Origin of the sequence: Sphingomonas sp., from assembly GCF_024508665.1 — a bacterium.
Taxonomy (GTDB): Bacteria; Pseudomonadota; Alphaproteobacteria; order Sphingomonadales; family Sphingomonadaceae; genus Sphingomonas.
In genome coordinates, this window is record NZ_JANINP010000007.1 from 357,662 (window position 1) to 375,286 (window position 17,625).

Sequence of the window (17,625 nt, forward strand, 5' to 3'; positions counted from 1 at the left end):
CTGAATAATACACCGGAGGCCCGCCATGGCAAGTGCTCCTCGTCAGCCGTTCATCAATTTGTCCATCGTCTTCTGATGGAGCCAGATGTTCATCGTCGCGGTGTCGTTCTGGTCGCCCGTATAGCCGAGTTCGGTCGCGAGTTGCTTGCGTGCGTCGAGGCTCGAATCTTGGCCGATCGCCTTCATCAGGTCGACGATCGATTCCTTGTAATTGAGCGGTTCGCCCCGAGCTTGGGCGTGCTTTTCGAGCACCGCGTAGATCTGATCCTCGCTCAACTTCGCCGGCGGGGGAGGAGGGGGAGGCGGCGGGGCCGCTGCCTCCGCGGGAGCGGGAGCGGGGGCCGGCGCGGGCGCGGGTGCGGCCGAGCCGAAAATGGCGTCCTTGATCGTACCGAAGATGCTCATGCTATTCTCCTCACGTATCCACCCCGGATGGCACAGGCTTAGGTCCTGCGCCCACGACCGGCAATGGCCGTGACCGGTCCGGTAGCGTCAGCCTGTTCCGGTTACGTGACATAATTTTTTCGGGGCTGATTTGTTCGCGCGGCTGGGGCATTGGGGCGGGATGCCGCAACCTGGGGATCCTTCTCGCGCCGAATCCTCGTCGCCGATCCACTTCGTGGAGTTCGTCGCGCTGATCGCCGTGCTGATGGCGCTGGGCGCGCTCGGCATCGACACGATGCTGCCCGCGCTGCCCGACATCGGCCAGGACCTGAATGTCGTCGCGCGCGATCTGCCGCTCGTGATCGTGATGTTCTCGGGCGGATTCGGCGCGGCGCAGCTGATCCACGGCCCGCTGGCAGACCGCTATGGTCGGCGGCCGGTGCTGGTCGGGTCGATGGTGCTGTACATCCTGATGAACCTGGTCTGCGCGATGGCCAAGAGCTTCGACCTGTTGCTCATTTCGCGCGTGTGCGCGGGGGTGGCGATCGCCGCGACGCGAGTGGTGACGATCGCGCTGATCCGCGATTGCTATTCGGGCCGCGCGATGGCGCGGGTCAGCAGCCTGGCGGTGATGACGTTCATGATCTTTCCGATCATCGCGCCGAGCATCGGGCAGTTCATCCTGCTGATGGGATCGTGGCGGCTGATCTTCAACATGATCGCGATCGTCAGCGTGGTCGTCGTCCTGTGGTTCGTGGCGCGCATGCCAGAGACATTGCCGCCGGAACGCCGCGTGCCGCTGGAAGCGAAGCTGCTCCTGAGCAATTGGAAACGCACGCTGCAGGATCGTCTGTCGGTCGGCTATGCTGCGGCGGTGATCGGGCTGCAAGGCGCGCTGTTCGGCTATATCACCAGCATCCAGCCGATCGTCGAGAAAGTGTTCCATCAGCCCAAGCGGCTGGGTCTGATCTTCGCCGCCTGCGCGGTGACGATGGCGTGCGGCAATCTGCTCAATTCGCGGATCGTGATGTGGCTCGGCATGCGCCGCATCTCGCATGGTGCGATGGTCGTGCTGATCCTGGCGGCGTCGGCCAGCCTGGTGATCAGCCATCTCGGCCTGGAGAATCTGTGGACGTTCGTCGCGCTCCAGGCGGTGACGATGGCGTGCTTTGGACTTGCCGCGTCGAACTGTTCGGCGATGGCGATGATGAACATGGGCGAGATCGCCGGAACGGCGTCGAGCCTGCAGGGCTTTGTCGTCACCACCGGCGGCGCCGCGATCGGCGGCCTGATCGGCATGGCGTTCGACGGGACCACTACCCCGTTACACCTTGGCTTCCTGGCCGCCGGAGTGGTAGCATTGGTGTTGGCGGCAATCGTCGAGCGCGGTCGCCTGTTCCGCCCGGCTTAGTGCGACGCCCGACGGAACCCGAAGGCCGCGTCGCCGTTCGCTTCCTAAGGGTCTGCACCCTTATGTCATGGAGACGAAAATGGGCGGATATCAGGTACCGGGCCAGGGGTCGGGCGACGACGGATATGACGAAGAGGGCTATGACGAAAGCCAGCGCGCCGAAATCCTGGAAGCGACACGCGACGGACCGACCGACGGCACGATCCTGACCGACCTCGATCCCGATCTCGGCGACGAGCCGGAGGATGACGATGTCGAGATGTCCGCCGATGATGTCGGTGAGGAAGATGACGACGCCGACATGGCCGAGGGCGATATCGACGAGGACGAAGTCCAGGACGAGTTCGATGACGGTGATTCCGACGATGACGAACTGTCCGATGCCGACGACGAGGCGCTCAATCCTTGAGGACATCCGGCCGGCGTTGACGTCGCTCCGCGCGGGACCCTAGACTTCCGCCTCGACCTGATGAGGAGGGGAGGCGATGCCGAGAGACCCGCGCGTCGATGCCTATATCGCGAGTAAGAACGACTTCGCGAAGCCGATCCTCACGCATCTGCGCGATCTGATCCACGGCCATGCTCCAGCGGTCGAGGAAACGATCAAATGGAGTATGCCGTTCTTTACCTATAAGGGCACGCCGCTCGCCAATATGGCGGCGTTCAAGGAACATGCCGCGTTCGGTTTCTGGGATCGGTTGGGCCTCGCCACCGGCAAGGAAGGCGACGCGATGGGGCAATATGGCCGCCTGACCGATGTCGCGAAATTGCCGCCCGACGCGCTGTTGCTCGATCGGCTCGACCAGGCCCTGGCCAGGATCGACGCGGGCGAAAAGCCGAAGCGGCCGGCGCGCGGCAGCAAGCCAGAGGCCGAGGTGCCTCCCGCGCTCGCGGAAGCGCTGGCGGGAGACGAGCAGGCGGCGGCGAATTGGAACGCCTTTCCGCCGAGCTGCCGCCGCGAATATTGCGAATGGGTGGCCGGCGCCAAGCGCAACGAAACGCGAGCCAAGCGGGTCGCGCTGACGATTGAGCAGATCCGTGAGGGCAAGAAGCTCAACTGGAAATACGAGAATTGCTGAGGGGGCCGGCGAGGTCGACGTTCAGATTTCCCCTCCCTGCTTGCAGGGAGGGGATCAAGGGGTGGGTTTAGCGACGGGCGAGGCTCGATGCCTCGTCCGGTGCTGTTTTGGCGATCGGCGGATGCGTGTCTGAAAGCGCGCAGACGCGCGCACCCACCCCCAGCCCCTCCCTGCAAGCAGGGAGGGGAGCTTCCGGAGGTCGTTTCCTTAGCAGTAAGCTTGCCCTTCCCATTTGATGTGATACGTTATCACGTATCAGAATGGGAGAATGCTCATGGCCAGCCGTACCGCCTATTCCCAACCGATCGCCGAGATGAACATCACGCCGCTGATCGATGTTTTGCTCGTCCTGCTGATCATGATGATCCTCACTCTGCCGATCGCCACGCACAAGGTGGCGGTCGACTTGCCGAGCGGACCCGGCCATCCGGTGTCGCCCGACAAGACGCACCGGCTGGAGATCGCGGCGTCGGGCGCGCTCAGTCTGGACGGCGTCACGATCGCGGAAAGCGCGTTGCCCGATCAACTGGTGGCGACGATGGCCGACAAGGACGCGACCTTGACCATCCGCGCCGACGCCGCCGCGCGCTATGAAACGTTCGATCGCGTGCTGGCGACGGTGAAGCGCGCCGGCGTCACGCGGCTGGGGTTCGTCGGCAACGATCAGTTCAAGCAGGTCTTTTGATCGGGGGAACGACACGGGTGGAGGAACGTTCACACGCCCTACAACCGTACTGCCCCGGGGGTTCCATCGTGCGCGCCGTTTTGCTTGTTCCGTTCCTGTGCCTTGCCGCCTGTTCGCAGCCCACCACCACCGGCAATAGCGAAGTCGATATCAACGATGCCGCCGACCGCGCGCAGGGGGACATCAGCACCTATAATCAAGTCGACAATGCGACCCAGGTCGCGACCAACGGCGCGACACCGCCCGCGACCGCCGACGAACGGCCGCTGGCGCCCGCCGAGCCGGGCCAGCCGGGCGGGCTGCCTGATGACAGGACTCCGGTTTCGGAAGGCAAGTTCACCCCCGACAGCGCACAGGGCGCGGCGAACGTCGTCCAGATCTATTTCGCCAGCATAGAGGGCGGCAAATATGCCGCGGCCCGCGCCTTGTGGGGCAATGGCGGCGCCGACAGCAAAATGAGCCCGGCCGCGTTCGCGGGCAGCTTTGCCAAATACAAGGAATATCATGCCAATATCGGCGGTCCCGGCGAGATCGAAGGTGCTGCGGGAAGCCGTTACGTCTCGGTCCCCGTGCAGATCTATGCTCGGTTCAAGGACGGCCGGCCGGACTATCAGACCGGCACGGTCGTCCTGCGCCGCACCGTCGTCGACGGGTCGACGCCCGAGCAGCGCAAATGGCATATCTATTCGATCGACCTGAAGCCGGCCCCCGGCAAAGGCGGCGCGAAGCCGGGTGCGGATAGCGGAACCGACGCCGGCGATACGAACGGCACGCCGCCGGTGGTCAGCGCGCGTTATCGCTGCATGGACGGGACCAAATTCGCGGTGCGGTTCGACAACAGTGCCGACACTGCCGCGATCGCGCGCAATGGCCGCATCGTGGCGACGCTCGATGGGCAGAAGCCCGCCTCGGGTATCTGGTACAAGAAGGGTCGGTACGAACTGCGCGGCAAAGGCGATGCGGCGACCTTGACGACGCCGGGCCAGCCGCCCATCGCATGCACCGTCATTCGCTAACGAAAGAGATCGACCGGCATGTGGACGGTTGCCCTGCTCGCGCTGTCCAATTGTTTCATGACGATCGCGTGGTACTGGCATTTGAAGGGCGGCATGGACAAGCCGCTTTGGATCGTGATCGCGATCAGCTGGGGCATCGCCCTGTTCGAATATTGTCTGGCGGTGCCCGCCAACCGCATCGGCTATGCCGCCGGCTGGTCGGGCGGGCAGCTCAAGGTCACGCAGGAAGCGATCGCGCTTACCGTGTTCGGCGTGTTCATGGTGACCGTGCTGGGCGAGCCGCTCGGCTGGCGCCATCTCGGCGCGTTCCTTTGCCTGGTCGGTGCGGTCGCTTTCCTGTTCGCGGGGAAGTAGCGGAGCGCCACACGGCTGCACCGCTCCCGCCCACCGCCCACCGCCGTCATGCCGGACTTGTTCCGGCATCCAACGTGCAACAACGGCTGGATTCCGTTGGGGAGGATTGGACCCCGGAACAAGTCCGGGGTGACGATGAGAAGACGGCGACGTTGCCGTCGGGCCAGGCCCTAATTTCCCATCGCGTTGGCGAGCACCGCCAAGTCGCCATTGTCGACCGCGGTACCGGTCGCGTCGGTCTCGGCGGCCGCGCTGTTGTTGCTCACCGGGTCGGGCGCATTGGCGCTCGCGACGTCATAGGCCGTCCAGATGATCCCGCCCGCCCAGAACAAGGCCGCCCACCGGCTGCGAAAGATTTTGGTCGAGATCATCGCCCGACGATAGCCCGACGCGGTTAACGCGCGCCCCGCAAAGCCGGTTAACGGCGGGATTGCCCGATCGCTCGCGCGGTCATAGCATCGCGCCGGTTCAACCAAGGGAGAGGCGCGATGACCAGGACGATGTCGGCACTGGTGCTGGTGATGGCGGCAAGCGTGTTGACCGCGGCGGCGGCGACGCGGCGCGACGATGCGGATCAACTGATTGCGGCGCGGCAAGCCGGGTTCAAACTCCAGGGCGCGGCCTTTGGCGGGATGAAAGGAGTGATCGACGCCAAGGGCGACGTGAAGACCCAGGCCTTCGCCGCCGGGGCGATCGCCGCCTGGGCGCGCTCCTTGCCCGGGCTGTTCCCCGCCGGCAGCGACGGCGGCACGACCAAGGCACTGCCGACGGTGTGGAGCGACCGCGCCGGGTTCGAGGCGGCCGCCGCGAACTTGGCGGCCGAGGCCGGCAAGCTCGCCGATATCGCCAAGGCAGGCGATCAGCCGGGCTTCGCGGTGCAATGGGGCGTGGTGCGCGGTGCGTGCTCGGCCTGCCACGACAAATATCGCGTGGCGGACAAGCCCAAGGGGTAAGGCCGACGCCCCGTCGTCGCAACACGTGTCCAAAATTTACAAGCCGTAGCAACGTCGCTGCGGCATGATAGCCGGCAGTTCGCCAGGTCATCCAACGGGTTGATCGGCGCGGCGCGGGACGGCTTGCACCGGGGGGATGCGGCCTCCCGCGCCCTCTGATCGATGAAACTCCGACGGCTCAACGCGCCATAGGCGTCAGTTGGGCAACACCTTGCCGCTGATCTCGCCGTCCGGGAATTTGTCGGTGTGGACGTTGATCACGATCTTGCCGGCGTTCAGCGCGTCGACGAATTCCTCGAATGTATCCTGATCGTTGAGCAGCTTCGCGCCCTCGGCATAGGAATAGTCGCGCATCGACACGTGGAACCCGTCCTTGGTCGCGCGGTAATTGGCGCCATAGGGCACGGGCAGCACCGCCTCGACATCGTCGGCGCTGCGATATTGGTGGAAATGGACCGGGCCGATCGGCTTGGCGACCAGGGCGTCGTTGAGCTGGTCGAGCGTGATCCCCTGCACGTCGAGCTCGACCGAGACGCGTTGCGACTTGGTGTCGACCTTGACCGTCACCTTGCCGTGCGCGGGCGATCCGGTGGTCGTCGGGATCGCGGTGCCGTCCAGCGTCGCGCGGAAACTCTCGGTCTTGGCGGCGGCGGGGGTGGCGATCGCGACGGCGGCGACCGCGGTCAGGACAATCAGGGGAGTGAAACGCATCGAATCCTCTATTGGCGGACGAGCACGGCCCACGCGCTCGCGGCGGGTTACCTCAGGCAAGCTTGCCCCAGGATGAAGCGGTCAGACGGCGCCGGTGACGCGCGCGACCGCCAGCGTGTCGGCATATTGCTGGAACCCAATCGCGCGTCCACCGGCGATGCGCCAGACATGCGCCATCTGGGTATGCTGCGTCTTGCCGGTCGCCTTGTAGGTGCCGACATAGCGGCCGAGCGCGATCACCGTATCGCCGCCATCGACGATCTCGTCGACCTGGACGCCGAACCCGTCCCATTCGGTCGCGCAACGCAGGAACACGCCCTGCGCGACGGCTTCGGGGCCGATATACGGACTGTTGTCGGCATAAGGGAAATTCTCCGCCTCATGCCATTCGATGGCTGGATCCATCCGCCCCAGGATGCCGGGTACGTCGCCTGCGGCGAAGGCATCATAGATGGCGCGGATCAACTCGACATTGGCTGACATGGTTTTCCCTCCCCGGGTTGGGTGAGACGATAGGGCCGCGATGCCTGGGGCGATAGGACGGACTCGACTGGTCGAGAGCGGCGCGAAACTGCAGCGAGCAAGTTGGGGCAACCAAATTCCTCCCCGGTACGGGGAGGGGGACCGCTCGCGTAGCGAGTGGTGGAGGGGGTCCTCTACGTACTAGCCTCTTGGCTTGTTGCTCTTTGGTCGCAGGCCCCCTCCACCAAGCCGCTACGCGTCTTGGCCCCCCTCCCCGTTCCGGGGAGGAATTATGCTACCGATTATCCAACTGGCTCCTCACCGCCGCCAGCCCGAGCCGGCTGATCCGGTACGGCTGCCCACCTGAGCTGAAGATCAGCCCCCGCCGCTTGAGCTTGCGGAATATCGGCAACGTGCCGTCCGCCAGCACATGGCCTTCGCGAGTGAAGCAGATCGCCTCGACGATCCGGCCCTGACTATCGCGGCGGTGATGGATCGCGCCGCCCTGCGCGAGCGCGTGCAGCACGCGCTGTTCGTATTTGGAAATGTTCACGTGGATTGTGCCCGTCAGTCGAGAAACGACCGCGCCGCCCGTCCGGTGCGTCCCGGCGGGCAAAGCGCATGACGACGGCGCCTCCGGCAAGGCCGGGGCCGTCAGGTCAGCGGGCGACAATTTCCTTCATGCTTCCCTCAAGGGTGGCGAACGCGGCGGAATCTGTCGCAGACCGCGCCGCGGGTCAAGATATGGGTTCAGCCGCCCCGGGCGACGGTGCAGGCAGTGCGGCCGGGATCGATGATGAAGCTGCCGTCGGCGCGGCGGTTCTCGGCGCGCTCGAAATAGACCGCCGGTTCGCCCGATCGGTCGGCCTGCAGTCGCCCGACCGCGCCGGCGAACGGCCCACCGGTCAAGCGAACCGCGTCGCCCTCCCGCACGAAGGCCCCGCCGCCGACTTTGGTGGCATAGCGTCCGGCCGGGGACAGGGTCAGCGTGACCATCGCCGAATAATGCAGTTGGTAATCGGGCATGTCGCCGGCAACATTGCCGCCGACGCGGTCCATGAAGGCGCAGGTCAGCTTTCGCGTCGGCAGGACACCCGAACCGGTCGACTTTGCTGCCGCGGCCGCGGCGCCCGCGCGGCCGAAGCGTAGCGTGCCGCTCATCGTGCCATTGACCGTGCCATATTCGGTGCCAGCGACGAAGCCGCCCAACAGGCCGGCAATCGCCGTGGTGGTGCACGGCCCGCCGAGATGCACGTGGCTGCGCCCCTGCTCGATCTCGAAATAGCATTTGCCGTTTTCGAGATAGGATTGTCCCTTGGCGAGCGGTCCGGTGACCGTCTGGCCGGCGATCTCCACCGTGCCGGTGCCGGTGAAATTGCCCTGGCTCAGGACTCCTTCGACGCGCCAGGTGCCTTGATTGCCGTCATGATCGCTCAGCGTTCCCTGGCCGGACACCGCACCGGCATTGGGGCCGACCGGGGCGCCGGATGGCGTGACCTGAGCGAGCGCGGGGGCGGCGGCGAGTAGCGACAGGGCGGCGAGGCGACGGATCATGCGGATACTCCGGAAACGGACGATCCGCCTTGCTACGGCCGCAGCGGGCGCAGCGCATTGGAAGGATATGACAATTTTACGGTTTTGCGGCCTCGGGCGTCGCACCGGCCGCGCGGTGCGAATAGCTGAGGACGCGCGACAGCCGCCAGCCGCTCGACGTCATTTGCCACAGCTGGACGAAATGCGCGCGGCCGACCAGTTTCTCAGGGCCGTCGCCTTTGCGTTCGTAAAAGACATGGTTGCCTTCCTCGATCGCGCCGAATCCGGGCACCGGCTCGACGTTGAGCGAGTCCGCGACGAGTTCGCGCCGGCTGCGCCACGCATCGGGCGCCTTCTTCGCCTCGCATTGCTTCGTATAAAGCGCCACCATCGCCTTGCCGTCGCGCGCCACCACGCCGTCGCGGTCATGGTACATCTCGAAATCGGGCGTCAGCATCGCGTCGAGCTTGGCGGGCTCGCATTCCTCGAAGAAGGTCTTGAACAACGCGGCGTCGGCAGCGGCGACCGCCGTGCGCAGATCGCGTCCGGTCGGGATCGCAACGGCGGGGGCAGAGGCGGCCTGCAAGGTGAGCGCGAGGAGCAGCGGCATCGGGACACCCTTTGTGTATTGTTTATATAATACACCTAGAGGCCGAAGCGGCGAGCGTCAAGCAAACCCGGCGCCGGCCTCGCGCGGCGCGCAGCGGATCAGCCGGCTGGTCGCGACCGCCGCCTGGCGGTGGACGACGGCGAGGCGATAGGCGGGGTCGGTCACCATCTCGAGAAAGGCGTGGGCCGAAGGGTAGAGCGCGACGAAAGTGGTATCCCAAGCCTCGTCCGCCGGCCCGGTCAGCACGAGCTGCGGCGCGCCCGACCAGATGACATTGCCGCCAACGCGGCGGAAGATCGGCCCGCTTTCGGCGCCATAGCGGGCATAGGCCTCGGCACCGGTCAGCCCGAGCGCGGCGCAGTCATGGCCGTCGGGATAGGCGGCACGCTCGCGATAGCGGACAAGGTTGAGCATCGCGATTGGCGCGTTGCGGGGGAGCGCCTTGAAGGCGTCGAACTGCTCGCGAGTAGGGTCGATATGGGCTTCGGTCATCGGGCTCTCCTGGCAGCACTGTGAGGTTCTTTCGGTGATTTGGTACCCTGTCACCGTAACCCGCGGCGTGACAGCGTAGGACTGCGCTACCAGCCCCCGGCTCCGAGGCCTATGTCTTGGGGGTTGGGCTAATCCCGGATGAAATCTAACGACGTATCGCGTGGGCCGACCCCCGGGATTTCGTGAATCAATGTATCCACGGCATTTTTGTCGTCAGCGAACAACAGATGCTTACCTTGGGTGTAGGCATCGACCATCGCCGGCTTTTCCGACCGGTAGAAAAGATGATTCTTCGCGTAAACTTGGACAGCAAAGTTTAGCGCATCTGCTTCTTCCCGATTGATCGTTAGCGTGGCCAATTTCGGGTCAATGCGATATGTCATAGGTTGGGTGTACAGTATCGCCAACCAAGGCGTGATCGGTGCCAAAATCTTGGGATTCAGTAAGTGTGGCGTTGGCGGGAGGATGTTGTGGAAAAATCCATCCCCGAAGATCAACTCCCTTTCCGGAGAGTAGATGATCATCGCTTTACCTCTTCCTCGTAACCGTTTGACGGCATCCCGATATGAATAGCGCATGTTTAGCCCGATCAGCGTGTTGCGCTCTCGTTCGGGCAAGGGTCCACGGAGGTGTTCCGCGAGTGCCACCGCTTGCTCTCGATGCATCGGGCTACGAACAGCTAGTGAGACGACACATTTGACGAGTGTCGCCATCTGATCGTCTGTTGCGGGCTGTGCTACGATGCGGGAATTGCGGGGCGCCTCGAATGGCGGGCCAGCGCGATCAAGGTTATTGAGCCAAGAAATAAGATACGGGAAGGCATCGTCGGCGAGTTGGAATTCGCCCTCATAATTCTGGTCCACTGGGCTCGGCTGGTCGTCATGTCCCAATTTGATGAGATGTCCATTGCCTATTACTCCGAAGCTTTGGGGGCGGGCCTTTCTCACCTCTCCATTCGGCAGCAACCAATGCACACCACCATTTGCATCTGCCCAATGTCCGGAGACACATTCTGGCCACCAGTGGTGACGCTTGGTCTGATTCTTCTTGCTCGGGTCCAATAACGTCGCCTCAGCGCGTCTAGATTAGGTTACAGATTGATAAGAACAAATACGTTCCGGCCGCGGGCAAAGCCCGCGACTTCGTCGGTCGGCGCTTGAGCGCCGCCGGCCGGGCGCGCCTCAAGGCCGGGATTAGCTTGCGCTAATCCCGCGCCCGGCGCGCCTTACTCCGCCGCAATTCCAGCCTTATCGAACATATCCCCTTCGCCGCTCCCGGCATCCTCGTTCGCCGCCGGCCCGGCCTTCGCCTTCTGCCGCTTGTCGAACGAATCCCACACGTCGTTCCACTGACCACGCGTCGCCGCCTTCGAATATTCCGTCGCGCGCGTCTCGAAGAAGTTGGCGTGCTCGACGCCGTTCAACAGCGGGGTCAGCCAGGGCAGGGGATGTTCGTCGATCATGTAGATCGGCTTCATGCCGAGCTGGCCCAGGCGCCAGTCGGCGATGTAGCGGATGTACTTCTTGATCTCCTTGGGCGCCATGCCGTTGACCGGGCCCTGTTCGAACGCGAGATCGATGAACGCATCCTCCAGCCGGATCGTGGTCTGGCACTGGTCGGCAATGTCGTCGCGCACCGATTTGGTCAGGCAGTCGCGTTCCTTCACGAAGGCGTGGAACAGGCGGATGATGCCTTCGCAATGCAGGCTCTCGTCGCGCACCGACCAGGACACGATCTGGCCCATGCCCTTCATCTTGTTGAACCGCGGGAAGTTCATCAGCATCGCGAAGCTGGCGAACAGCTGCACGCCCTCGGTAAAGCCGCCGAACATGGCGAGCGTGCGCGCGATGTCCTGATCGTTGTCGACGCCGAACTTCTGCAGATAATCGTGCTTGTCCTTCATCTCGGCATATTCGAGGAACATGCCGTATTCGCTCTCCGGCATGCCGATCGTGTCGAGCAGGTGGCTGTACGCCGCGATGTGCACCGTCTCCATGTTGCTGAACGCCGTCAGCATCATCTTGATCTCGGTCGGCTTGAACACGCGGCCGTATTTCTCGTGGTAGCAATCCTGCACCTCGACGTCCGCCTGGGTGAAGAAGCGGAAGATCTGGGTCAGCAGGTTGCGCTCGTGGTCCGACAGCTTCTGCGCCCAGTCGCGGCAATCCTCGCCCAGCGGCACTTCCTCGGGCAGCCAGTGGAGTTGCTGCTGGCGCTTCCAATATTCATACGCCCAGGGATACTCGAAGGGCTTGTAGGTCTTGCGGGCGTCGAGAAGAGGCATAGCGGGACTCCGGACTAGAATGTGATTGGGGTGATGTTGCCGACGGGGATGATCCCGAACGACAGAAGAGCGACGATGAGCCACAAGGCGGGTGTGGTGATGAACAGGACGCGTGCGAAGCGGCGCGCGCCTTCGGAATTGATGGCGCCGGTCTGGGGGGCGGCACCGACGATGCTGTCCGCCCGGTTGGCCCGGCGCAGAAAATAGATGGCGATCGTCAGGTCGGTGACGCAGACCAAAGAGATCACGGAGAGGAGAACGGCGCCGTTCATTACGGTACCCACCAGCTGATAACGCCCAGCGGGATGGCGAAAGCGGCCATCAATCCCAAAAGGACCAGCAAGCCGCGCGTGCCTGGTCCATAAGGCGGGATCGATTCGATCAATGCCCCAGCGAGCAAAATGGGGACGAGAAATTCGAACGCTGACACTTTGCCGCTGCCCGTTCCAATTCTATCGGACCAGAGACCCACGCCAAGGAACCCCGTTCCGAGAACGGCCGCCGTCAGACGGGCACGGTCGAGAACGAGGAGTGCGCCGCCGAGGCGAGGATGCCGCGCGGCAAAGGCATCGAGGCGAGCAATTGTGTCCTCAAGCCTGCCCGCTTCGGCACCATGACGGAGCCCCAATTGATCGCCGAGTTGGAGTTCAAGTTGGTCGCGCCGACGCTCCCAAGGAGACCGCAGGGATTTTGTGCCGAAACGACCAAATACGGCCAACAGCAAAGCGAAGCCGCCCGCGGCCAGCAGCGACCAGGCGATATAGTCGCGATCGCTCATTGGCCCGCGCTCCAGCTCGCCATCGCGGTGGCGAACACGGTCAGGATCGCGGTGAGCGCGAACAGCATCGTCGCGCCGATGCGGCGGGCATAGACCGCGCCTTCGCTCGCCGCACGTCGAGTCAGGACGAAGATCCCGCCCGCAGCCGCGGCACCGGCCACCGTATACATGATCAGCGGCGCGCGATTCATGCCGCGCTCCTTGCCGCCGAAGCACGTGCGCCGGGGATGCGGGAAATCCCGGATGCCGCGCAGGCCGCGCTCCACCTAGTCCGGGTTCCAGTCATCATTCGACCAGAGGAGAAACAAGAATGAGCCAGTTGAACAACATCCGCGCCGGCATGGCCGTGATCGGCGCCGACGGCGTCGCGGTGGGCACCGTCGATGGCGTTACCCATCACAGCATCAAGCTGCGCCCGACCGGCGTCCGCGGCGAGGAAGGCGAGCGCCCGCACTTCACCCCGGCCGGCCTGATCGCCGAGATCGAAGGCGACACCGTACGTCTCAGCGCCAATGCCGACGTGGCCGTGACGTTCGAGGACGAAGAGGTCTAGAACTCCGGTGGGGGTCATGCGACCATCTCCGGAGTCGTGCGTTCTGCCCGCGTAACCATTCCGCCAACCATCACAGGAGCATGTTCATGACCGACCTCAGCCAGATCAAGGAACATATGGAAGTCATCGGCGCCGACGGCGTCCATGTCGGTACCGTCGACCATGTCGAGGGCGACCGCATCAAGCTGACCAAGAAGGATTCGGGCGCGGATGTCGCGGAAGGGCAGGGCAGCCATGCCAGGCACCACCATTACATCTCCAAGGGCCTGATCGCCGACATCGAAGGCGACAAGGTGCGGTTGAGCGCCAATGCCGACGTCGCCGTGACCTTCGAGGAAGAAGAGCAGAGTTGAGTCGATAACTCCCTCTCCCTTTGGGAGAGGGAAGGGGCCCGTCGCGTTAGCGACGGGAAGGGTGAGGGTGAGGCGGCTCATGAGAGTTGGTCACCCTCACCCTTCCGGCGCTTCGCGCCTCCCTCCCTCTCCCAGTGGGAAAGGGAAGCGTCAATCGCCTCGATCACGCCGTCGGTATTTTCCAGAACCTCATTGTTCCAGAAGCGCAGCACGCGATAGCCTTCGCTCTCGATGAAGCGCGTACGACGAGCGTCGTATTCCTCGGCCTCCGCATGCTGGCCGCCATCGACTTCGATCACAACTTTTTGCGCGAAGCAGAGAAAGTCCGCCGCATAGGGGCCGATCGGCGCCTGGAAACGCCACTTCATTCCCGGAAACGCTTCCTTCAACGCACGTTCCAGCCGCTTCTCGGCCTCCGTCGCATTGCGACGCAGAGCGCGAAGTCGGTTCACGGTTCCCGATGGCTGATCTGCGTAAAGGCGCATGCTGCTGTCACCCTCACCCTTCCCACTCGCCTTCGGCTCGCGGGCCCCTTCCCTCTCCCATTGGGAGAGGGAGGGAGCGGCGTAGCCGCGGAAGGGTGAGGGTGTTTCTCCTATATCACCTCACTGGCACGCCAGGCATTCATCGTAATCCGTCGTTTCGCCCAGCTCGAACTTGGGCGCCTCGATCGTGTTGTCGGCTTCGACCCCGCCCGCGAAGCCGGCGCGCTGCACCGATTTCGAGCGGAGGTAGTAAAGCGACTTCACGCCCAATTCCCAGGCGCGGAAGTGGAGCATCAACAGGTCCCACTTCTCGACATCGGCCGGGATGAACAGGTTGAGGCTGGTCGACTGGTCGATATAGGGCGTGCGGTCGGCCTGGAGCTCGATCAGCCAGCGCTGGTCGATCTCGAAGCTGGTCTTGTAGCAGTCCTTCTCTTCCTGGGTCAGGAAGTCGAGATGCTGGACCGAGCCGCCGCGCTCGAGGATCGAGTTCCACACCGCGTCGCTGTTCTTCGACTTCTCGATGAAGATCTTCTCGAGATACGGGTTCTTGACCGAGAACGACCCGGACAGCGTCTTGTGCGTGTAGATGTTCGCCGGGATCGGTTCGATGCACGCGCTGGTGCCGCCGCAGATGATCGAGATCGACGCGGTCGGCGCGATCGCCATCTTGCAGCTGAACCGCTCCATCACGCCCATGTCGGCGGCGTCGGGGCAGGGGCCGCGCTCGACCGCCAGCGCCATCGACGCGGCGTCGACCTGCGCGCGGATCTGCTTGAACATCTTCATGTTCCACGACTTCGCCATCGCGCCTTCGAACGGCAGGCCGCGCGCCTGGAGGAACGAATGGAAGCCCATCACGCCCAGGCCGACCGACCGCTCGCGCATCGCCGAATAAGCGGCGCGCTCCATGCCGGGCTCGGCGCGGTCGATATAATCCTGCAGCACATTGTCGAGGAACCGCATGATGTCCTCGATGAACCGCTCTTCCTTGTGCCACTGGTCCCAGGTCTCGAGGTTGAGCGAGCTGAGGCAGCACACCGCGGTGCGATCGTTGCCGAGATGGTCTTTGCCGGTCGGCAGGGTGATTTCCGAGCACAGGTTGGAGGTCGAGACCTTCAAGCCCAGGTCGCGATGATGCTTGGGCATTGACGAGTTCACGTGATCGGCGAAGATGATGTACGGCTCGCCGGTGGCGAGACGGGTCTCGACCAGCTTCTGGAACAACGCGCGCGCATCGACCCGGCCGCGCTCGCTGCCGTCCTTGGGCGAGACCAGTGCCCATTCCTTGCCGTCGCGGACCGCTTCCATGAAGGCGTCGGGAATCAGCACGCCATGGTGCAGGTTGAGTGCCTTGCGGTTGAAGTCGCCCGACGGTTTGCGGATCTCGAGGAATTCCTCGATCTCGGGGTGCGAAATGTCGAGATAGCAGGCGGCCGAGCCGCGGCGCAGCGAGCCCTGGCTGATCGCCAGCGTCAGGCTGTCCATCACGCGGACGAACGGGATGATGCCGCTGGTCTTGCCGTTCAGGCCGACCGGCTCGCCGATGCCGCGGACATTGCCCCAATAGGTGCCGATGCCGCCGCCACGCGAGGCGAGCCAGACATTCTCGTTCCAGGTGTCGACGATGCCGTTGAGGCTGTCGGGCACTGAGTTGAGGAAGCACGAGATCGGAAGACCGCGGCCGGTGCCGCCGTTCGACAATACCGGCGTCGCCGGCATGAACCACAGCTTCGAGATATAGTCGTAGAGGCGCTGGGCGTGCGCGCCGTCATCGGCATAGGCCGACGCCACGCGGACAAAGAGATCCTGATACGATTCGCCCGGCAGCAGATAGCGGTCGTTGAGCGTGTCCTTGCCGAAATCGGTGAGGAGGTCGTCGCGCGAATGGTCGACCTCGACCGGATACGGCTTCGCGATCGACCTCGAATCGCGCTTCTTCGCTTTGGGTGCCGCATTCGCCTGCACCGCCGCCGCAGCCGCCTCGATCGCATCGGTCGCCATGTTCTCGCCCGTTCCTTCGGTGTCTCTGAAATCCATCTCTCGCCCCTGCTTTTCCGCTCGCACATGTCGACTCGGGGGAACGAACCCCCACCTTATCATCCGGGCTCGACAGGCGAGAACAAAAATAGTCCACAGCCTGTTCAAAAGGCACGAGCAGGGTCCTGCCGCGATATAGGATCGCGACTGGATTTCCACCAGTGCTTGGGTCGCCCCCGAACCGAACTACAACAGATTGTGCCCATCCGGCGTCGGACGCAATATGCTAAATGACGATTTCATGACTCAATTCGTCGCTATTTTGACTCGACTCACGGAAGGTCCGATCCGGTCCATTCGCCGCGACGCGCGGGTTTCCGCGGGCTTCCGCGAAGGCAAGGGAACGAACACGGAACACACAAAAATATTGTGGTCGACGGCTGGACCGTATCAACCGGTTGTGGTCGGGTCGAGTCATGGTTGAGTCGGTCGCTCCATTTGATGAGATTCGCGGACTCCGGGGGTTATGGTCGCTCGCGACGCGGCTCGATTCGCCGGGCGACGAGCGCCCCGTGCCTGCTCGCTCGTTGCTCGATACGCTGGGTCTGGGCCTTGAACAGGCGATGTCGATGCTGGGGCGGGAGCGGCCCGATTGGTCTACGTTCCTGGCGTGGATCGAAGCGACCGTGGGCGCTCCCGACCCGGCGCGCTTGGCGCGCTACACCGCCTGGTATGACAGTGCCGAGCCGCCGGCCGAGGAGCTTGAGCGCCAGGCCACGGTGATGGCAATGCCGCCGGTGTTCGATGCCGACGACCTGACGCGATGGGATCGCGACGGCGTGGTCGTACTGCGCGAGGCCATCACCCGCGACGAGGCAGCGGCGATCGCGGATCATCTCTGGGCGATCCTTGATGCCAACCCGGGCGATCCCGCGACCTGGTACGGGCCGCGCACCAACGGCATCATGATCCAGCATTTCCAGCATCCGGCGATGGACGTGCCGCGCCGCTCCGCGCGCATGGCGAAGGGTTTCGCCCAGCTCTACGGCCATGCCGACCTGATCGTGTCGACCGACCGGCTGAGCTTCAATCCGCCAATCGGCTCCGGCTACACCTTTCCCGGCCCGCATCTGCATTGGGACGGCAATCTGACACCGCCGATCGCGTTCGAGACGCAGGCGATCCTCTATCTGACCGATACCGCCGCCGATCAGGGGGCGTTGCAGGTGGTGCCGGGCTTCCACCATCGCCTGGCCGATGGCTGGATCGCGAGCCTGAACGGCGCCGATCCGCGCACCGTCGACCTCTCGGCGGAGGCGGTAACCGTGCCGGCGGGGGCGGGCGACCTCGTGATCTGGCGCCACGAAATCCCTCACGGCGCCAGCGCGAACCGCAGCGACCGCCCTCGGCTGGCGCAATATGTGAACCATTATCCGATGCACTGGCCCGACCAGCGGCCCTGGTTGTAGGGTTTCGGCTTAGGGTCGTTTGCAGCTTCGCTG

General features: G+C 64.1%; 25 protein-coding genes. 10 read left to right on the forward strand and 15 right to left on the reverse strand.

All coding sequences use genetic code 11. The features are described from left to right. Positions 1 to 42 precede the first annotated feature (42 nt). Complete coding sequence (locus Q0L25_RS16885; protein WP_296616302.1) at positions 43 to 405, reverse strand: DUF3597 domain-containing protein; 363 nt, start codon at positions 403 to 405, stop codon at positions 43 to 45. A 160-nt stretch (positions 406 to 565) separates the two neighbouring features. On the opposite strand from Q0L25_RS16885, the gene Q0L25_RS16890 reads away from it, so the two are divergent. From Q0L25_RS16890 to Q0L25_RS16915, 6 genes are all read left to right on the forward strand, one after another. Further along, on the forward strand, positions 566 to 1,795 hold the full coding sequence (locus tag Q0L25_RS16890; protein ID WP_296616304.1) for a multidrug effflux MFS transporter: 1,230 nt from the start codon (positions 566 to 568) through the stop codon (positions 1,793 to 1,795). Positions 1,796 to 1,874: 79 nt separating this feature from the next. After that, the gene (locus Q0L25_RS16895) at positions 1,875 to 2,204 is read left to right on the forward strand and encodes a DNA primase (RefSeq protein WP_066590763.1); all 330 of its coding nucleotides are present in this window, start codon (positions 1,875 to 1,877) and stop codon (positions 2,202 to 2,204) included. A gap of 76 nt (positions 2,205 to 2,280) precedes the next feature. After that, a complete protein-coding gene (locus Q0L25_RS16900) occupies positions 2,281 to 2,874 on the forward strand; it encodes a YdeI family protein (protein WP_296616306.1) in 594 nt (197 codons plus the stop codon). A 274-nt stretch (positions 2,875 to 3,148) separates the two neighbouring features. Then, on the forward strand, positions 3,149 to 3,559 hold the full coding sequence (locus Q0L25_RS16905; RefSeq protein ID WP_296616307.1) for a biopolymer transporter ExbD: 411 nt from the start codon (positions 3,149 to 3,151) through the stop codon (positions 3,557 to 3,559). A 68-nt stretch (positions 3,560 to 3,627) separates the two neighbouring features. Continuing rightward, on the forward strand, positions 3,628 to 4,575 hold the full coding sequence (locus Q0L25_RS16910) for an MliC family protein (RefSeq protein WP_296616308.1): 948 nt from the start codon (positions 3,628 to 3,630) through the stop codon (positions 4,573 to 4,575). Between the two features lie 18 nt (positions 4,576 to 4,593). Beyond that, positions 4,594 to 4,929, forward strand: coding sequence for a DMT family protein (locus Q0L25_RS16915; RefSeq protein WP_066590750.1), 336 nt, complete (start codon positions 4,594 to 4,596; stop codon positions 4,927 to 4,929). Positions 4,930 to 5,099: 170 nt separating this feature from the next. Here the strand turns inward: Q0L25_RS16915 and Q0L25_RS16920 are convergent, their stop codons facing one another. After that, positions 5,100 to 5,300, reverse strand: coding sequence for a hypothetical protein (locus tag Q0L25_RS16920; protein WP_296616310.1), 201 nt, complete (start codon positions 5,298 to 5,300; stop codon positions 5,100 to 5,102). Positions 5,301 to 5,417: 117 nt separating this feature from the next. Here Q0L25_RS16920 and Q0L25_RS16925 point away from each other — a divergent pair, with 117 nt between their 5' ends. Then, entirely contained in the window at positions 5,418 to 5,882 is a 465-nt protein-coding gene (locus Q0L25_RS16925; RefSeq protein ID WP_296616311.1) for a cytochrome c, read from the forward strand. Positions 5,883 to 6,077: 195 nt separating this feature from the next. On the opposite strand, the gene Q0L25_RS16930 is transcribed toward Q0L25_RS16925, so the two are convergent. The 11 genes from Q0L25_RS16930 to Q0L25_RS16980 all read right to left on the reverse strand — a co-directional run bounded on the left by Q0L25_RS16930 (position 6,078) and on the right by Q0L25_RS16980 (position 12,943). Next, positions 6,078 to 6,593 (reverse strand): CHRD domain-containing protein, encoded by a 516-nt coding sequence (locus Q0L25_RS16930; protein WP_296616313.1) that lies wholly within the window; start codon positions 6,591 to 6,593, stop codon positions 6,078 to 6,080. An 81-nt stretch (positions 6,594 to 6,674) separates the two neighbouring features. Next, entirely contained in the window at positions 6,675 to 7,076 is a 402-nt protein-coding gene (locus tag Q0L25_RS16935) for a nuclear transport factor 2 family protein (RefSeq protein ID WP_296616315.1), read from the reverse strand. Positions 7,077 to 7,350: 274 nt separating this feature from the next. After that, positions 7,351 to 7,608, reverse strand: coding sequence for a YjhX family toxin (locus tag Q0L25_RS16940; protein WP_296616317.1), 258 nt, complete (start codon positions 7,606 to 7,608; stop codon positions 7,351 to 7,353). Positions 7,609 to 7,805: 197 nt separating this feature from the next. After that, on the reverse strand, positions 7,806 to 8,609 hold the full coding sequence (locus Q0L25_RS16945) for a hypothetical protein (protein ID WP_296616319.1): 804 nt from the start codon (positions 8,607 to 8,609) through the stop codon (positions 7,806 to 7,808). Between the two features lie 76 nt (positions 8,610 to 8,685). Beyond that, a complete protein-coding gene (locus tag Q0L25_RS16950) occupies positions 8,686 to 9,198 on the reverse strand; it encodes a nuclear transport factor 2 family protein (protein ID WP_296616321.1) in 513 nt (170 codons plus the stop codon). Positions 9,199 to 9,255: 57 nt separating this feature from the next. Next, positions 9,256 to 9,690, reverse strand: coding sequence for a DUF1330 domain-containing protein (locus Q0L25_RS16955; protein WP_296616323.1), 435 nt, complete (start codon positions 9,688 to 9,690; stop codon positions 9,256 to 9,258). Between the two features lie 128 nt (positions 9,691 to 9,818). Then, complete coding sequence (locus Q0L25_RS16960; RefSeq protein WP_296616325.1) at positions 9,819 to 10,751, reverse strand: hypothetical protein; 933 nt, start codon at positions 10,749 to 10,751, stop codon at positions 9,819 to 9,821. A 164-nt stretch (positions 10,752 to 10,915) separates the two neighbouring features. Further along, positions 10,916 to 11,974: a ribonucleotide-diphosphate reductase subunit beta gene (locus Q0L25_RS16965; protein WP_296616327.1), complete on the reverse strand. Its 1,059-nt coding sequence runs from the start codon at positions 11,972 to 11,974 to the stop codon at positions 10,916 to 10,918. 14 nt (positions 11,975 to 11,988) lie between these two features. Further along, a complete protein-coding gene (locus Q0L25_RS16970) occupies positions 11,989 to 12,246 on the reverse strand; it encodes a hypothetical protein (protein WP_296616328.1) in 258 nt (85 codons plus the stop codon). Further along, on the reverse strand, positions 12,246 to 12,752 hold the full coding sequence (locus Q0L25_RS16975; RefSeq protein WP_296616330.1) for a hypothetical protein: 507 nt from the start codon (positions 12,750 to 12,752) through the stop codon (positions 12,246 to 12,248). Before Q0L25_RS16975 ends, Q0L25_RS16970 begins: the two co-directional genes overlap by 1 nt. Then, positions 12,749 to 12,943: a hypothetical protein gene (locus Q0L25_RS16980; protein ID WP_157082378.1), complete on the reverse strand. Its 195-nt coding sequence runs from the start codon at positions 12,941 to 12,943 to the stop codon at positions 12,749 to 12,751. Before Q0L25_RS16980 ends, Q0L25_RS16975 begins: the two co-directional genes overlap by 4 nt. Before the next feature lie 119 nt (positions 12,944 to 13,062). Here Q0L25_RS16980 and Q0L25_RS16985 point away from each other — a divergent pair, with 119 nt between their 5' ends. Together Q0L25_RS16985 and Q0L25_RS16990 are read left to right on the forward strand one after the other, a co-directional pair. Next, positions 13,063 to 13,305, forward strand: coding sequence for a DUF2171 domain-containing protein (locus Q0L25_RS16985; protein ID WP_296616333.1), 243 nt, complete (start codon positions 13,063 to 13,065; stop codon positions 13,303 to 13,305). An 86-nt stretch (positions 13,306 to 13,391) separates the two neighbouring features. Then, positions 13,392 to 13,658, forward strand: a complete 267-nt coding sequence (locus Q0L25_RS16990; protein WP_296616334.1) for a DUF2171 domain-containing protein — start codon at positions 13,392 to 13,394, stop codon at positions 13,656 to 13,658. Positions 13,659 to 13,735: 77 nt separating this feature from the next. On the opposite strand, the gene Q0L25_RS16995 is transcribed toward Q0L25_RS16990, so the two are convergent. Both Q0L25_RS16995 and Q0L25_RS17000 read right to left on the reverse strand, forming a co-directional pair. Next, positions 13,736 to 14,143, reverse strand: coding sequence for an endonuclease domain-containing protein (locus tag Q0L25_RS16995; protein WP_296616335.1), 408 nt, complete (start codon positions 14,141 to 14,143; stop codon positions 13,736 to 13,738). 120 nt (positions 14,144 to 14,263) lie between these two features. Beyond that, on the reverse strand, positions 14,264 to 16,183 hold the full coding sequence (locus Q0L25_RS17000) for a ribonucleoside-diphosphate reductase subunit alpha (protein ID WP_296616337.1): 1,920 nt from the start codon (positions 16,181 to 16,183) through the stop codon (positions 14,264 to 14,266). A gap of 512 nt (positions 16,184 to 16,695) precedes the next feature. Here Q0L25_RS17000 and Q0L25_RS17005 point away from each other — a divergent pair. Further along, the gene (locus Q0L25_RS17005; protein WP_296616339.1) at positions 16,696 to 17,592 is read left to right on the forward strand and encodes a phytanoyl-CoA dioxygenase family protein; all 897 of its coding nucleotides are present in this window, start codon (positions 16,696 to 16,698) and stop codon (positions 17,590 to 17,592) included. The last annotated feature ends 33 nt before the right edge of the window (positions 17,593 to 17,625 follow it).

What these genes read in the sequence shown, in the direction of transcription:
- Q0L25_RS16990 (WP_296616334.1), top strand. Translation starts at nt 13,392, where the DNA reads ATGACCGACCTCAGCCAGATCAAGGAACATATGGAAGTCATCGGCGCC.
- Q0L25_RS16900 (WP_296616306.1), top strand. Translation starts at nt 2,281, where the DNA reads ATGCCGAGAGACCCGCGCGTCGATGCCTATATCGCGAGTAAGAACGAC.
- Q0L25_RS16885 (WP_296616302.1), bottom strand. Translation starts at nt 405, where the DNA reads ATGAGCATCTTCGGTACGATCAAGGACGCCATTTTCGGCTCGGCCGCA.
- Q0L25_RS16965 (WP_296616327.1), bottom strand. Translation starts at nt 11,974, where the DNA reads ATGCCTCTTCTCGACGCCCGCAAGACCTACAAGCCCTTCGAGTATCCC.
- Q0L25_RS16890 (WP_296616304.1), top strand. Translation starts at nt 566, where the DNA reads ATGCCGCAACCTGGGGATCCTTCTCGCGCCGAATCCTCGTCGCCGATC.
- Q0L25_RS16995 (WP_296616335.1), bottom strand. Translation starts at nt 14,143, where the DNA reads ATGCGCCTTTACGCAGATCAGCCATCGGGAACCGTGAACCGACTTCGC.
- Q0L25_RS16895 (WP_066590763.1), top strand. Translation starts at nt 1,875, where the DNA reads ATGGGCGGATATCAGGTACCGGGCCAGGGGTCGGGCGACGACGGATAT.
- Q0L25_RS16920 (WP_296616310.1), bottom strand. Translation starts at nt 5,300, where the DNA reads ATGATCTCGACCAAAATCTTTCGCAGCCGGTGGGCGGCCTTGTTCTGG.
- Q0L25_RS16935 (WP_296616315.1), bottom strand. Translation starts at nt 7,076, where the DNA reads ATGTCAGCCAATGTCGAGTTGATCCGCGCCATCTATGATGCCTTCGCC.
- Q0L25_RS16930 (WP_296616313.1), bottom strand. Translation starts at nt 6,593, where the DNA reads ATGCGTTTCACTCCCCTGATTGTCCTGACCGCGGTCGCCGCCGTCGCG.
- Q0L25_RS16950 (WP_296616321.1), bottom strand. Translation starts at nt 9,198, where the DNA reads ATGCCGCTGCTCCTCGCGCTCACCTTGCAGGCCGCCTCTGCCCCCGCC.
- Q0L25_RS16975 (WP_296616330.1), bottom strand. Translation starts at nt 12,752, where the DNA reads ATGAGCGATCGCGACTATATCGCCTGGTCGCTGCTGGCCGCGGGCGGC.
- Q0L25_RS16905 (WP_296616307.1), top strand. Translation starts at nt 3,149, where the DNA reads ATGGCCAGCCGTACCGCCTATTCCCAACCGATCGCCGAGATGAACATC.
- Q0L25_RS17000 (WP_296616337.1), bottom strand. Translation starts at nt 16,183, where the DNA reads ATGGATTTCAGAGACACCGAAGGAACGGGCGAGAACATGGCGACCGAT.
- Q0L25_RS16955 (WP_296616323.1), bottom strand. Translation starts at nt 9,690, where the DNA reads ATGACCGAAGCCCATATCGACCCTACTCGCGAGCAGTTCGACGCCTTC.
- Q0L25_RS16915 (WP_066590750.1), top strand. Translation starts at nt 4,594, where the DNA reads ATGTGGACGGTTGCCCTGCTCGCGCTGTCCAATTGTTTCATGACGATC.
- Q0L25_RS16985 (WP_296616333.1), top strand. Translation starts at nt 13,063, where the DNA reads ATGAGCCAGTTGAACAACATCCGCGCCGGCATGGCCGTGATCGGCGCC.
- Q0L25_RS16980 (WP_157082378.1), bottom strand. Translation starts at nt 12,943, where the DNA reads ATGAATCGCGCGCCGCTGATCATGTATACGGTGGCCGGTGCCGCGGCT.
- Q0L25_RS16970 (WP_296616328.1), bottom strand. Translation starts at nt 12,246, where the DNA reads ATGAACGGCGCCGTTCTCCTCTCCGTGATCTCTTTGGTCTGCGTCACC.
- Q0L25_RS16945 (WP_296616319.1), bottom strand. Translation starts at nt 8,609, where the DNA reads ATGATCCGTCGCCTCGCCGCCCTGTCGCTACTCGCCGCCGCCCCCGCG.
- Q0L25_RS16925 (WP_296616311.1), top strand. Translation starts at nt 5,418, where the DNA reads ATGACCAGGACGATGTCGGCACTGGTGCTGGTGATGGCGGCAAGCGTG.